We start from the raw sequence: 13,595 nt of genomic DNA, 5'->3' as shown, positions 1-13,595 counted from the left end.
GACGGAGCATGCTGGAGGGATGGCGCACCGGGCATCGAGCACGACCGACCGCGTCCCCGAGCCCAAGACCTGCGCCTCGTGCGGTCGCACGATCGAGTGGCGCAGGAAGTGGGAGCGCGACTGGGACCAGGTCCGCTACTGCAGCGACGCGTGCCGGCGCCGTGGGGTCTCCGACGTCGACGCGGCGCTCGAGCGGCGGATCCTCGACCTCCTCGCCCACCGCGCCGGCGGCGCAACGATCTGCCCGTCCGAGGCGGCCCGCGCGGAGTCGCCCGACGACTGGCGCGACCTGATGGAGCCGGCCCGGCGCGCGGCCCGGCGGCTCGTGGAGGCGGGCGAGGTGGAGATCACCCAGAAGGGGTCGGTCGTCGATCCCTCCACCGCCCGAGGGCCCATCCGCATCCGCCGTCGTCGCTGACCCGCGAAACGAGGAATGCCCGTCTCGGCCCAGCCCGGCCACCACCCGCGCATGAGCTGAGGCTCTCGGTCCGTCGTCCCTGCGGTGCGCGGCACGCGTCCTGACCGGTCTCCGCCCCGCTGGGCACGCGGACCTCGCGTCGGCGACGGTGGACAACAGCCTCAGGCCGCCGGGCACCAGCCATACGCTCTCGCACCAATCGGGCCGCGCTTGTCCCGTCCGCCTCGGAGACAGGAGATCGCGTCATGAAAGTCCTCATCACCGGAGGGGCGGGCTACATCGGGTCCACCATCGCCTCGTACGGCTTCGACGCAGGCATCGAGATCGTGGTCCTGGACGACCTCAGCACGGGCCGCCCGGAGTTCGTCCACCACGGCGAGCTGCACGTCGGCGACATCGGCGACACCCGCCTGGTCGACGCCATCGTCGACAGGCACCCGGACATCGACGCGGTCATCCACTGCGCCGCCCGCATCGTCGTCCCGGAGTCCATGGAGAAGCCTCTCGACTACTACGACAACAACGTCGCGAAGACCATCTCCCTCGTGCGGGCCCTCACCGCTCGCGGCATCCACCGGTTCGTCTTCAGCTCCACCGCGTCCATGTACGCATCGAGCGGCGGCGAGTTCGTCGACGAGGACTCCCCCGTCGCGCCCCAGAGCCCGTACTCCGCGTCCAAGCACATGGTGGAGCGCATCCTGCAGGACGCGTGCACGGCGGGTCTCATGAGCGCCGTCGTGCTCCGGTACTTCAACCCCATCGGCGCGGATCCGGACATGCGGTCGGGTCTCCAGAGCACGAACCCGTCGCACGCGCTCGGGAAGATGATCGAGGCGTCGAATGCCTCTGGCACGTTCACGGTCACCGGCACGACCTGGCCCACGCGCGACGGCTCCGGCCTCCGCGACTACGTGCACGTGTGGGACCTGGCCCGAGCGCACATCCTCGCCCTCCAGCGGTTCGACGACCTGGTGCGATCGTCGACGCGCGCCCCGTACCAGGTCATCAACCTGGGCACGGGGACGGGGACGACGGTGTTCGAGCTGCTGTCGGCGTTCGAGTCGGTGGTCGACGCGAAGCTCGCCGTGACCCGTGCGGAAGCGAGACCCGGGGACGTGGCGGGCTGCGCGCCGCTCACGAGCAAGGCAGAGGAGCTGCTCGGCTGGAGCGCCGAGCGCTCGCTCGAGCAGGGGGTGGCCGACTCCCTCGCCTGGGCCCCGAAGCTCGCCGCCCTCCTCGCCGCCTCGCCATCCTCGGACGCTCACCGCGGAGTCGACCGGTGACCCACGTCGTCCTGTTCCGGCACACGCCCCGAGCGGTCGACCTCTGGAACGCGATCGCCGAGGACGTCGTCATCCTGGGGCACGAGCAGGTGCGCCACCGGTACACGAGCGACAGCCGGATCGACCTCAGCAAGGTGCGCTTCCTCGAGTCCTTCGACCTCCCCGTGCTCATGGGCGCCCTGCGGGAGCTGCAGGAGACGCACGAGCTGCGATCCGTCTCCACCCTGGGCGAGGAGGACATGGACACGGCCGGATTCCTCCACGAGTTCTTCGTGACGGGCCCGTCCGACTTCGCTGTCGGCACGATGTTCAAGGACAAGCTCTTCATGCGAAGCGCTCTGCAGGGCGTCGTCCCCCAGCCCCGGTTCCGTGGCCTCACGGACTTCACCGGGACCTTGGCCGATCTCGCCGGCGAAGGCTTCGGGATCCTCAAACCCCGAAGGGGCGCCGGAGGCGCCGGCGTGCGTCGGCTCTCCGCGATGGAGGGATCCGACTCGGTGCGCCACACGATCACGGATGAGCGCATGGCAGAGGAGGCGGTGGTCAGCGATCGGATGCTGACATGCGACGGCATGGCCGTCGGTGGCGAGATCCTCCACTTCTACGTGCACGAGTACGACGAGATGGTGCTGGACTCCCTCCACGCGGGGAGCGGCCTCACGATCTCCACGAGCAGGGCGTACGTCGATGAGCCGGCCCTCATCCAGACCCTCTTCGCCCTCGTCCATGCGGCTCTGAAGACCCTGACGGGGGCCTCCGACGCCGTCACGCCCTTCCACTTCGAGTGGTTCGTCGACGAGGCCGGCCTCCCCGTGTTCTGCGAGGTCGGGCGGCGGTTCGGAGGCCTGAGCATCCCGCGCCTCTGCCGGTACGCCTTCGACGCGACGCTCTTGGAGGACTACTGGAAGGCCATGCGAGGCGAGAGCCTCCGCATCGTGCCGCTCTCCGCCGAGACCCTGCCGCGACCGAGGCGCTTCGCGTCGTGCTATGCGAAGTACCGCACGGCGGGACGCGTCGTCACCGCCCCCACGCCGTCGTCGTTCCCGCAGGCCGACACGGCCTTCGTCTACGTCGTCGAGGGAGACATCACCAGCGACGCGACCGCGGTCCACGAGGACGCGGTGATACTGGAGCTGACGGCGGACACGCACGACACGCTGCGCGCCAAGCTGGACGAAGCACGCGCGGTCGTCGCCCGGGAGCTCCGGATGGCTCCGGCATGAGGTGCGTCCGGCTGCCGAATCGGGTCGAGACGAGCGACATCCACATCCTCTGCCGCTTCATCGGGGGCATCCGTCCTGTCTCCGCGCTGCTCGACGTGGAGGTCCCGGACGTGATCGCCGACCAGCTGCGCACGGAGTCCTTCATCCTCACGCTGTCGAACCTCCGGACCGAGTTCGACGGCGAGACGTGGACGCCCTACCGTGAGCTGCTCGTCAAGATCCCGGTGACGATGGGCGGCGAGGATCACACCTACCCGATCCGCACGTTCGTCGATCATGAGCTCTCCGTGGTCCGCGGGTACCAGCTCGGCTTCGACAAGCACTTCTCCTCGTGCATCCCCGCCGTCCAGGACGCGAGATGGACGTTCTCGATGGAGTCCCTCGACGTCGACGTGTCCCTGTGGGATGCACCAGAGGCGCAGGGGGAGGCTCCCCGCATGGCCGTCCCGCCAGTGGTCACCGTGATCCAGACCCCCGACGGACGCCGTCGCCCCGAGATCCATCGGCTCAACGTGGAGGACGTCCATGATCGGCCGGATCTCTCGGTCGGCGTGACGGCCGGTTCGGGCACCGGGATCCTTTCCGGCCATCCGTTCGAGCTGGTCGCCGTCGCCTCCTCCGCGAGCGGGTTCACCCTGTGCGGCTCGATACCGCTATGACGCCGCAGCCCGCCCCGATCGGATTCGCGAGCGCACGCTGGCTGCTGGCCGCGGTGGGCACATCGAAGCTGGGTGGCCTGTCCTTCGGCGTGGTGGCGACGTGGGCCATCGGCTCCGCGCTCGGGAGCGATGCCGTCGGCACCACGAACGCATGCGCCGGGGTCGCGACCCTCCTGGTGGGGCTCTTCGGGACCTTCTGGATCGACCGAGTCGACAGGAGGAAGCTGCTCATCGCCATCGACGTGACGGCAGCCGCCGCCTGCGGCGTCGTGAGCGCGTGGCAGTTCACTCATCCGGGTTCCGTCTCCCTCGCGCAGATCGCCACCCTGATGATCCTGTTGGCCGCCCTCGCGGCGCTCTACTCGCCGTCGAGCAGGGCGCTGACCCCGCTCATCACCGATCCGCGCTCCCTGATCCGAGTCAACAGCGCCTACGCGATCGTCAGCGAGGTCGCTCGTTCAGCCGGTCCCGTCGTGGGCGCCGCATTGCTCCTGGGCGGTGATGCGGGCCTCCCCGCCGCGACGGCGGTGAACGGCATCTCCTTCCTCGTCTCGGCCGCTCTCACGATGGCGGTGTCCACGAGATGCGCCGAGGCGCCCACGGACCGATCGGAGAAGCGCCTCGAGCTGATCCTCGGTGGTGTCCGGTTCCTGAAGCTCGACCGGGCTCTGTCTCGGGAGGTAGTGGTGCGCCACGTCACTGAACTTCTTCCTCATGGCGCCGACCTTCGTGCTCCTGACCCGATCCACGCAGACAGGTTGGGGCGCGGCGGCGTTCGGGCTGGGCAACGTCGCGGAAGCTGCAGGAGCGCTCGCCGGCGGCATCGCCGCGGGCGTGCTCGCCTCGCGGATCAACGGCTTCCGCGCCGCGCATCTGGCCCCCGTCGTCGCCACGGGACTGGCCTGCCTGACGATCGACTCCTTGGCCGTGACCGCCCTCGTCCTGTTCACGCTGGGCGGCGTCGTCGCCGCGTACAACGTGGTGCTCTTCACGAAGCTCCAGACGTCCGCGCCCGCGGCGCTCATCGGGAGGGTCTTCGCGTTCGTCGTGACGCTGGCCGGAGCCTCGCTGCCCCTCGGCAACATGGTGTTCGGCCAGCTCAGCAGCGCGGTGAGCCCGCCGGTGCTCGCGATGATCGCGGCAATCGGCTTCGTGGCCGTCTCCGCGGTGGTGCTCCTGGCTTCGCGACGCCCGCCGAGCCTGCTACCTCCGGCGGACGGGGCCGACGCCCCCACGGATCGGGCCGATCATGCCTAGGCCGGCCGTGCACGTGCTCGGCCCCGCAGGCACGGACTCGGTGGCCGCCGCGCGGGCGTGGCACAGCGACGCCTTCGGGTGCAACGCGCGCATCCGCTTGTGCGACACGTACACGGAGCTCTTCGACCGGCTGCCCGAGTTGCGGGCGGACTTCGTCGTCATGCCCGCCGGATACGTGGACGACGAGTCCGGGCTGAGCTGGGTCGATCTCCACTTCGCCTCGATCGACAAGGTGACCTTGATCTGCACCTTCATGCGACCCACGAAGCCGATGGCGGTGTTCGAGAACACTGCCTGGTTGCGCTCGGGCATGGCGCTGCAGCCCGCGACCCGCGCGCTGTCGAAGGCGTCCGGCATCGACCATGCGGACCGGCCGCCCGTCTACTTCCGGAGCAAGCCGCTCGCCTTCGAGGCGATGCTCCACGAGGGGTATCGCTACGCCATCGGCTCGGTGACCGAGCGATCCGAGACCCTCGTGGCGAGCGGCCGGATAGTCGTCCGCAAGACCTTCAACCCGACGATGGTGTGGTGCGTGTATGTGGTCTGCTGACGAGTCCCCCCTCTCCTGGATGGGAGCCTTCGCCGAGGGAGCGTGCTTCCGCAGCAGTCCGGTGCCGCCTCTCGCGCAGGACGGCTGGCTGCTCGGGTCCGTGCTCCAGAGCCACGACCTCACCGCGCTCAGCCCGGGGGCGACCTTCGCCACGCCCGCGAGGACCATCTGGACCAGGCACCTGAAGGTCACTCCACCCAACCCGTACTGGGAGATCAAGCACGATCTCGTCCACATGATGACCGTGACCCGCGGCCGGGACGAGCGGCTCCTCCTCGACTTCCCGTCGGCCTTCTGCCAGGCGAATGGCGTGGCTCCCGCCGACCTGTTCGTCGTGAGCGCGGATGAGGCGATCGCCCGGACCTTCACTGCCGCGGAGATCGACTTCCGCGTCCCCTTCCACGTCGACGGACGACGACTCGGCGAGTACCACAAGTTCTTCCTCCGTCGCCCGCAGGGGGTCTTCCCGCTCTTCGACGTGGTCACGTTCGACATGCACGGCGACACCTTCACCGAGCTGCACCTCAACATCGCGCACCTCGAGGTCGCGATCGGCCTGGTGCCGACGATCCACGGATCTTCCGGCAAACGCGCCGTCAGCGATCTGCTCGGGATCAGCCCTGACATGGGCACCCTGACGTCCAGCATGCGCACCCTCCGCCTGCTCGCCCTGTCGGACGCGCTCCTCGCGGCCTCCGATGCCGGTCTGCGCGCTGGCCCGTCGCGCGGCGGCCACGAGGTGAAGAAGATCGCCAAGATGCTGGCTCTCGACGCGCAGGTGCTGTCCGCCCCGGTCGACGCCCTGCTGGCCCTGATCGACGCCGACCTCGCCCGCGTCGTGCGGGACGAGCAGCGACGCACCAGTTCCTTGGACGTCGACGCATTCCTGTCCATGGACCACGAGGTCCGGGCATCGACGCACGGGATCACCGACGAGCACCTGGCCATCGCCCGAGGGGAGGCCCGGGACGAGCGCGTACTGCCGCCCGGGCGCGACGCGCGCTACTTCACCGACATCCCGCACTTCGGAGCCATGCCCGTCGACGAGTGGAGCCGTCAGCTCCGCTGCATCGGCGTCCGCCGCGGCCTCGTCGCCGGATCGGAGACGGCACGGTGAACGGGCAGGAGGACCGGCTGAAGGTCCTCTTCGTGGGACGCGGGGTGATGACGCAGGGCATCATCCGCAACGTCGCGCCCGTCGCCGACGTCCGTGTGCTGTCGCGGCACTACCCGGACCCTGGCAACGGGGGCAAGGCGGGCGTCGACGACATCTCCGCGGCCCTCGAGTGGGAGCCGTCCGTGATCGTGTCGTGCGCGGAGTCGGAGGCACGCGCGTCGGAGATCTGGTTCGGTGACCAGATGCGCGGCTACCTGGAGGATCGACCGGCCCATGCCGTCGAGATGGGGACGCTGGGGGTCCGGTGGTTCCTCGACTGGCATCGCGCCGTCGGGGCCACTCGCGGTCGCGCGGTCGAGTCCCCGCTCACGGGGAGCAGGAGCGGGGCCGCCCGAGGGAGCCTGTCCGCCTTCCGGCACTCGGCCGACGACACCAGCTGCCTGGAGCCCTTCTACTCGGCGATGGCCGCCGTCGTGTACGACTTCCCCACTCCCGGCGATCCGACCCGGTTCAAGCTGCTCTACAACGCCTGGGGGGCCGCGCTGCTCCAGACCCTCACCACCTTCGTCCCCCTGTTCGAGTCCGCGCTCCCGGAGTCACGGGACACCGCCTGGAGGATCCTGAGGTCCGACGGGTGGATGTCGCTCGTCATGGACGCGAAGCTGGATCGCGCTCTCGGGCATGACTTCGGGGATGCGGACTTCTCCGTGCGGAACATGGTCAAGGACCTCGGCCACGCACTCGAGATGATCGGCGACGGCCAGGGCCGGGCCGAGATCGTGCGGGTGAAGCACGCCTACGACCGCGCGGCCCGCGAGTTCGGCCCGGGAACCGACTTCTCGGCCGTCACCCGCGTCCGCCCGCCGCCGCCTCACCCCCCGACAGACGGCGGATCGTCTCCTCCAGCGTCGTGACGGGCAGCGGCACGGCGATGCGCACGTGTGCGTCTCCGACGCCGAACGAGCGGCCGGGGGCCGTGCGGATCCCCGTGTCGCGCTCCAGCTCCCGAGCCAGGTCCGCGTGGCGACCGGAGCGCGCCCAGATGAAGCCCGTCGCCGAGGACGGGTACACGTCCAGCGTCGGATCCCAGCCGACCAGGGCGGTCGACAGCCGCCGGCGGTTCGCGACGATGGACGACCTGATGCGTCCCAGCCATCCGGATGGCTCGCTGGAGTACGCGACCTGCAGCCCGAGCTGCTGCAGTCCCCGCGCTGCCGGCACCGAGCTCCCGGCAGCCTGGCGGAGCGCCGCAGCCCAGTCAGCATCCTGCGTGTAGACGAAACCGCCGCCGAGGCCGGCGAGGTTGTGGGACTTCGTGGCCCCGCCGAAGGTGATGACGCGTTCCGGTGCCGACGCGGCCGCGGGCACGTGCCGCCCCTGGAACGTGAGGCGGGCGTGCAGCTCGTTGCAGAGGATGACGAGGTCGCTTTCCCGCGCCAGCTCCGCGATGCCGCCGAGGTCGTCAGCGCTGAGGCTGTGACCGGTCGGGTTGTGCGGGTGGCACAGGTACACCGCGCGGGTCCGGGGGCTCAGCGCCTCCCGCAGCGATGCGACGATGCCCCGGGGCGACGAGATGTCCGCAGCGACCGGGACGCCGCCGGCGCCGACGATGGCGTCGACGATCGGTCGGTAGGACGGGCGCAGGAAGAGCACCTCGTCGCCCGGCGAGATGACCTGGACCAGGACTGCTCGCGACGCGGCGATCACCCCCGCGACGAGCCAGAAGCACTCCGAGGAGACGGGGATGCCGTGCTCCTCGCGGTGGAAGCGCGCCAGAGTCGCCCCCACTGCGCCGCTCGTGTAATGCGGTTCGTACGCCAACGGGTCCTCCAGGCGTCGCTGCACGGCGGCGATGATGTCCGGGTCGGTCGGGACGTCGAACTCCGCTGTCGTGAGGGGCAGGATGTCGGATCCCTCGACCTCGGCCCACCGTCGGGCGTGGAGGGCGCGCGCGCGGGAGGAGCTCCATCCCGGGAGCTCGTGCTCGGGCGCCGCCGTCATCGATGTCCGCCTGGATCGGCCACGCGCCCGAAGTTCGTGTCGCCGAGTCGCGTGTAGTAGTCCTCGCGGATGTCGAGCCAGAGAGGCAGGTGGACGCCGAGGTCGCCGGGCGACGCTGCGCTCACCAGCTGATCGCGCGCCGAGCGGGACGTGGGCAGCTCGGCGTCGCTCGTGCGTGCCAGCAATCCGCGGATCGCCGCATCCAGAGGCGGATCCCCGGGGCCGAGCGCGAGGAGGACGGCGAGCGCGGAGAACAGCGGGAGCACCCCGGTCAGGTCCCGCACGCGGTCCTCGACCGCACGAGCGAGCGACGCCTGTGTCGGCGAGCAGCCGAGGCGGTCGGAGAGAGCCGCCAGGACGGACGGGATGGCGAGGTCGTCGAACTCGGACAGCGGCGCGCCCAACTCGCGCGCCCGGATCGCGCGATGCGCCAGGTCGCGCTGCTCGGCTGCGAGGACCTCGGAGGACTCGGGCGCGAGGAGCGATGCGTAGGTCGGCGCTCGCACCCCGGCGACGCTCACCCGGAGGCGGAGGGACTCCAGGACGGACTTCACCGCGTGCATCCCCCGGCCCGGACGAAAGTGGCGGAGGCCGTCGCACGGCGCGTCGGCAGGGGGATAGAACAGGCACGCCCCCAACTGGTGGATGCACAGCTCCTCGTGGTCTCGATCCGTCAGGTCGCGGCGGGGGAACGGCCCGGGTGCGCTGCCGTACAGGGGTTCGTCCCACCCCTGCGCGAGGTCGGCGGCGACGCTCCCCCGGAGGCGCCTCAGGTTCCCGACGTCGACCGCGAAGGTCGTGGTCGTGAGATCGGGCCTCCGCTCGAGCATCTCGGCCTTCAGCGTCCCGGCGATGCGCTGTGCGAGTTCCTCCCCGGCGGCGATCACCACGAGGTCGAGGTCGGACAGGAGGACCCCACCGTGGCCTGTGGACATGACACCCGGTTCCCGCCGGGCGAGGGAGCCGCTCAGGAAGACGCCGACAGGCGCATCGACATGACGGCGAGCCCATGCGCGCAGCTCGGTGACGTACTCGTCGAGTCCGGCGCCGACCTCGTCCCGATCGGCGCCGGGCGTGAACACCGCGTTGCGGAACCAATCCACGTCGCCCTCCTCCTTCGTCCGCCGACCGGGTCGGCCACATCGGCAGGTGCCGGGCGGGCCGACCGGCCGTGGCCCCCCGCCCTCCACGAGCCACGCGCGGGACGCACCGCTCCGATGGCGCCAGAGCCAATCACCTGTCGGCACGACGGACGGCCCGTCCTGCACATGGCAGAGGATCCCGACCGGACCGTCGCTCGCCTGCTCCCCCCACCGCGTCGGGTGGATCCGGATCCGCCGCCGTCGCTGACGAGGCACACTAGGGGGATGCATCGACCGACCCTGACCGTCCTGGCCGCCATCGCGAGCGCGGCGCTCCTGTCCGGATGCGGGGTCCAGTCCCAGTTCCAGACCGCCACGACCGCCATCTACCCCACCACCGCGGACGCCCAGTCGGCGCTCGGCGGGTCGATGCCGACCTGGATCCCGCAGGACGGCACCCTCATCCGCACCAAGTCCGACAAGAAGGTCGGCAGCATCGTGGCCGTGCAGACCGCGCAGCCGGCACCGGCTCCCGGCGGCTGCACCGACCTCAAGATGACCACCATCCAGGACACCTGGTGGCCGCCGGAGATCGACCCCGCGCAGGTCACCTGCGCCGACGGCTGGAACCTCTTCGGCGCGAACGGCCGCATCTACGGCTGGAGCAGCACGGCCCTCGGCTAGGCCCCGGCGACCCGCCGGCCCCGCACCGCGAACGCCCGCAGCACGAGGATCACCGCGACGCCGACGCCTGCGCCCACGACCGTGTCGATGACCCGGTCGGCGACGAGCGGCAGCACCGGCTGCGTCCGGCCGAGGCTCCCCATCACGAGCGCGAGCGGCGTGATGAAGACGAGCGCCAGCCCGTAGTGCCTCCCCACCGCGAGCTCGGCCGCGAACTGGCAGGCAACGGCGACCGCGATGACCGCGGCGGCGGGCAGGTGCAGCGCGAGGATCCCCGCGGCCACCACCGATCCGGCCAGCGTCCCCAGCACCCGGTGCGCCACGCGCGTGAACGACAGCGGCCCGCGCACCACCGGCAGCACGGCGACGAGCGTCACGACCGCCCAGTAGTGGTGCCCGAGCCCGAGCGCCACGGCGATCGCGCCGGCCACGAGCGCGCCGACGACGTTGGCGACCACCGCGGTCCAGGCGGCCGGATCGCGGTGCACGGCGGCGTCGCGCACGGGGATCCGCGGCAGCGCCCGGAAGCGGTGCGCCTGGGCGGCGGGCGCCCAGCGGCGGAGAAGCCAGCCGGACATGCAGACGCCGGCGGAGAAGACGATGGCGGCCACCGCCGTCACGAGCGCGTCGCGGGCCTGCGCCGCATCCACCGGCACGGCCGCGCACACGACGAGCCCGAACACGGGGAACAGCGGATGCGGCGGCACGAGGCTCATCGCCGTCGACACGAGCGACGCCCCGCCGAGCACGACGACGAGTCCCACGGCCTCGAGCGCGAGCGGCGCGTCGGCGAGGGAGAGCAGCACGCCCGTCGCGATCGCGACGAGCATCATCGCCGCTCCCGCGCCCACGCTCGCGAGCCGCAGCCGGTACCGCTCGTTCCGCCCGTAGAGGCCGGTGAACGCGCCGAACGACGCGTACAGCGCGAGGTCGAGGCGGTCGATCGCGAGGAGCACCACCAGCGGCACCAGGAGCCCGACGGTCGCGCGCAGCGCGGCCTCGAGGTCGAGCGTCCGGGTCGACGGCGGCCGCGGGGCGGGCGGTGCGGTCACGCGACATCCGATCTCCCCGGGGGCGGAAACCGGGCACCCCCACGGTACGCCCGGTCGGCTCCGCCCCCGGACGCGCCGACGCGCCCCCGGTCTCCCGAGGGCGCGTCGGCGGATCGTGCGGGTGCGGCTAGGAGCGCGCGGCCCGCAGCACCGTGAAGGAGCGGTCGCGCACGAGGATGCTCGTCGCGTCCTCGTCCGTGTTCTGCTCGGAGTCCGACGAGATCGCGAGGTGCCACGAGACGCCGAGCCCCTCGGGCAGCTGGAACTCGACGGGGCCCTCGGCCGCGTTGAACGCGACGAAGAACGCGTCGCTGTCACGGCCCTTCATGATCACGCCGATGCTGAAGGCGTTGGGGTCCTCCCAGTCCTCCGGGTCCAGCGTCTGGCCGTCGGCCCGGATGAAGCGCACGGCCTCCTCCTGGCCCTCGACGTCGTCGCCGCGGAACCAGATGGGGCGCAGCGCCCGGTTGCCGCGACGCAGGCGGATCAGCTTCCGCGTGAAGTCCTGCAGCTCGCGGTCCGCGTTCTCCCAGTCGAACCAGGAGATCTCGTTGTCCTGGCAGTAGGCGTTGTTGTTGCCGCCCTGCGTGCGCGCGATCTCGTCGCCGCCGAGCACCATCGGGATCCCCGAGGAGAGCAGGAGCGTGCCGAGCATGTTGCGGCGCTGGCGGTCGCGGATCGCGTTCACCTCGGCGTCGTCCGTGGGTCCCTCGACGCCGGCGTTGGACGACCGGTTGTCGCTCTCGCCGTCGTTGTTGTCCTCGCCGTTGGCCTCGTTGTGCTTCTCGTCGTAGGCGGTGAGGTCCGCGAGCGTGAAGCCGTCGTGCGCCGTGATGAAGTTCACGCTGCACAGCGGCGAGCGGCGGCCGGACTCGTACACGTCCGGGCTGCCGGTGATCCGCTGGGCGAGCGCGCCGAGGACGTTCTGCCCGCTGTGCCAGAAGTCGCGGACGTCGTCGCGGAACTTCCCGTTCCACTCCGACCAGTCCGCGGGGAAGCCGCCGACCTGGTAGCCGGCGGTGTCCCACGGCTCCGCGATCATCTTCACGGGCGCGAGCACCGGGTCCTGGTGGATGAGGGTGAGGAACGCGCTGTGCAGCTCGGCGTCGCCGTCCTGGCGCGTGAGCGTCGTGGCGAGGTCGAAGCGGAAGCCGTCGACGTGCATCTCCTCGACCCAGTAGCGGAGCGAGTCCATGATGAGCGCGAGCGCGGCCGGGTGGCCGACGTTGAGGCTGTTGCCGGTGCCGGTCGTGTCGAAGTACGACGCCTCGTCGCCCTCCACGAGCCGGTAGTAGGAGGCGTTGTCGATGCCCTTCAGCGACAGCGACGGGCCCATGTGGTTGCCCTCGGCGGTGTGGTTGTAGACCACGTCGAGGATCACCTCGAGGCCCGCGGCGTGCAGGGCCTTCACCATCTCCTTGAACTCGGCGACCTGCTGCCCGCCGTCGCCCGCGGAGCTGTAGTCGGAGTAGGGCGCGAGGAAGCCGATGGAGTTGTAGCCCCAGTAGTTGCGGAGGCCCTTCTCCTCGAGGTGCGAGTCCTGCATGAAGTGGTGCACCGGGAGCAGCTCGACGCTCGTGACGCCGAGGTCGGTGAGGTACTCGATGGCCGAGGGGTGCGCGAGGCCGGCGTACGTGCCGCGGATCTCCTCGGGCACCGACTCCATCCGCTCGGTGAAGCCCTTCACGTGGACCTCGTAGATGACGGTCTCGTCCGACGGCGTGCGCGGGGCCTCGTCGTCCTCCCAGTCGAAGCGGCGGTCCGCGACGACGGAGCGGGGCATGGACGCGGCGGAGTCGGCCTCGTGCATGGCGGACGGGTCGTCGAAGGTGTGCGCGAAGACGTCCTCGCCCCAGGTGGGGTGGCCCTCGATCGCGATGGCGTAGGGGTCGAGCAGGAGCTTGGCGGGGTTGTGGCGGAGGCCGCGGGACGGGTCCCACTCGCCGTGGACGCGGAGGCCGTAGCGGGTGCCGATGCCGGCGCCCTCGACGAGGCCGTGGAAGACGTGGCCGGTGCGCTCGGAGAGGCGGGTGCGGGTCTCGGTGCCGTCGTCGTCGAACACGCACACCTCCACCGCCTCGGCGGTCTCGGAGTACACGGCGACGTTCAGGCCGCTGGGCAGCCCTCCGTCGCGGGCGATGACGGTCGCGCCGAGCGGGTACGGGCGGCTGATGTAGGAACGGCTGATGGGAGGGAGGTCGATGGTCACCGGTTCAGTATGCTCGCGCCGCTCCGACCCGTTCGTGCACGAAAGGGATTCCCCAGGCAG

The 13,595-nt window shown here is 71.0% G+C and carries 13 protein-coding genes and 1 pseudogene; 10 read left to right on the top strand and 4 right to left on the bottom strand.

What is annotated here, in order from left to right; all coding sequences use genetic code 11:
• The first annotated feature begins 19 nt into the window (after window positions 1–19).
• The 9 genes and pseudogenes from AES38_RS03355 to AES38_RS03310 all read left to right on the top strand — a co-directional run bounded on the left by AES38_RS03355 (window position 20) and on the right by AES38_RS03310 (window position 7,421).
• Entirely contained in the window at window positions 20–418 is a 399-nt protein-coding gene (locus AES38_RS03355; protein WP_053775642.1) for a DUF2256 and DUF3253 domain-containing protein, read from the top strand.
• A gap of 245 nt (window positions 419–663) precedes the next feature.
• Window positions 664–1,701 carry a UDP-glucose 4-epimerase GalE gene (gene galE / locus AES38_RS03350; protein ID WP_053773783.1) on the top strand — a complete coding sequence of 346 codons (1,038 nt, stop codon included), beginning with the start codon at window positions 664–666 and terminating at the stop codon, window positions 1,699–1,701.
• Complete coding sequence (locus tag AES38_RS03345; RefSeq protein WP_053773782.1) at window positions 1,698–2,924, top strand: ATP-grasp domain-containing protein; 1,227 nt, start codon at window positions 1,698–1,700, stop codon at window positions 2,922–2,924. The genes galE and AES38_RS03345 overlap by 4 nt, the downstream gene beginning before the upstream one ends.
• Complete coding sequence (locus tag AES38_RS03340) at window positions 2,921–3,583, top strand: hypothetical protein (protein WP_053773781.1); 663 nt, start codon at window positions 2,921–2,923, stop codon at window positions 3,581–3,583. Before AES38_RS03345 ends, AES38_RS03340 begins: the two co-directional genes overlap by 4 nt.
• Window positions 3,580–4,221 (top strand): annotated as a pseudogene (locus AES38_RS16525) (MFS transporter); the annotation flags it as partial. The gene AES38_RS03340 and the pseudogene AES38_RS16525, both read left to right, overlap by 4 nt.
• A gap of 76 nt (window positions 4,222–4,297) precedes the next feature.
• The gene (locus AES38_RS16170) at window positions 4,298–4,840 is read left to right on the top strand and encodes an MFS transporter (RefSeq protein WP_053773778.1); all 543 of its coding nucleotides are present in this window, start codon (window positions 4,298–4,300) and stop codon (window positions 4,838–4,840) included.
• Between the two features lie 7 nt (window positions 4,841–4,847).
• Window positions 4,848–5,390 (top strand): type 2 periplasmic-binding domain-containing protein, encoded by a 543-nt coding sequence (locus tag AES38_RS16100; protein WP_167439260.1) that lies wholly within the window; start codon window positions 4,848–4,850, stop codon window positions 5,388–5,390.
• 61 nt (window positions 5,391–5,451) lie between these two features.
• On the top strand, window positions 5,452–6,507 hold the full coding sequence (locus AES38_RS03315; RefSeq protein WP_162232635.1) for a hypothetical protein: 1,056 nt from the start codon (window positions 5,452–5,454) through the stop codon (window positions 6,505–6,507).
• Window positions 6,504–7,421, top strand: a complete 918-nt coding sequence (locus AES38_RS03310) for an NAD(P)-binding domain-containing protein (protein ID WP_053773775.1) — start codon at window positions 6,504–6,506, stop codon at window positions 7,419–7,421. The genes AES38_RS03315 and AES38_RS03310 overlap by 4 nt, the downstream gene beginning before the upstream one ends.
• On the opposite strand, the gene AES38_RS15785 is transcribed toward AES38_RS03310, so the two are convergent.
• Window positions 7,354–8,508 (bottom strand): pyridoxal phosphate-dependent aminotransferase, encoded by a 1,155-nt coding sequence (locus tag AES38_RS15785; protein WP_053773774.1) that lies wholly within the window; start codon window positions 8,506–8,508, stop codon window positions 7,354–7,356. The genes AES38_RS03310 and AES38_RS15785 overlap by 68 nt on opposite strands.
• Window positions 8,505–9,611 (bottom strand): hypothetical protein, encoded by a 1,107-nt coding sequence (locus tag AES38_RS15780; protein WP_053773773.1) that lies wholly within the window; start codon window positions 9,609–9,611, stop codon window positions 8,505–8,507. The genes AES38_RS15785 and AES38_RS15780 overlap by 4 nt, the downstream gene beginning before the upstream one ends.
• A gap of 264 nt (window positions 9,612–9,875) precedes the next feature.
• Here AES38_RS15780 and AES38_RS03295 point away from each other — a divergent pair, with 264 nt between their 5' ends.
• Window positions 9,876–10,274 carry a hypothetical protein gene (locus tag AES38_RS03295; protein WP_053773772.1) on the top strand — a complete coding sequence of 133 codons (399 nt, stop codon included), beginning with the start codon at window positions 9,876–9,878 and terminating at the stop codon, window positions 10,272–10,274.
• Here the strand turns inward: AES38_RS03295 and AES38_RS03290 are convergent.
• Both AES38_RS03290 and glgX read right to left on the bottom strand, forming a co-directional pair.
• A complete protein-coding gene (locus AES38_RS03290) occupies window positions 10,271–11,326 on the bottom strand; it encodes an FUSC family protein (RefSeq protein ID WP_053773771.1) in 1,056 nt (351 codons plus the stop codon). The two genes, AES38_RS03295 and AES38_RS03290, sit on opposite strands and share 4 nt — an antisense overlap.
• 127 nt (window positions 11,327–11,453) lie before the next feature.
• Window positions 11,454–13,535: a glycogen debranching protein GlgX gene (gene glgX, locus AES38_RS03285; protein ID WP_053773770.1), complete on the bottom strand. Its 2,082-nt coding sequence runs from the start codon at window positions 13,533–13,535 to the stop codon at window positions 11,454–11,456.
• Between the last annotated feature and the right edge of the window lie 60 nt (window positions 13,536–13,595).

It is taken from the genome of Clavibacter capsici, from assembly GCF_001280205.1.
Taxonomy (GTDB): domain Bacteria; phylum Actinomycetota; class Actinomycetes; order Actinomycetales; family Microbacteriaceae; genus Clavibacter; species Clavibacter capsici.
This window is presented reverse-complemented; position numbering and strand designations above follow the sequence as displayed.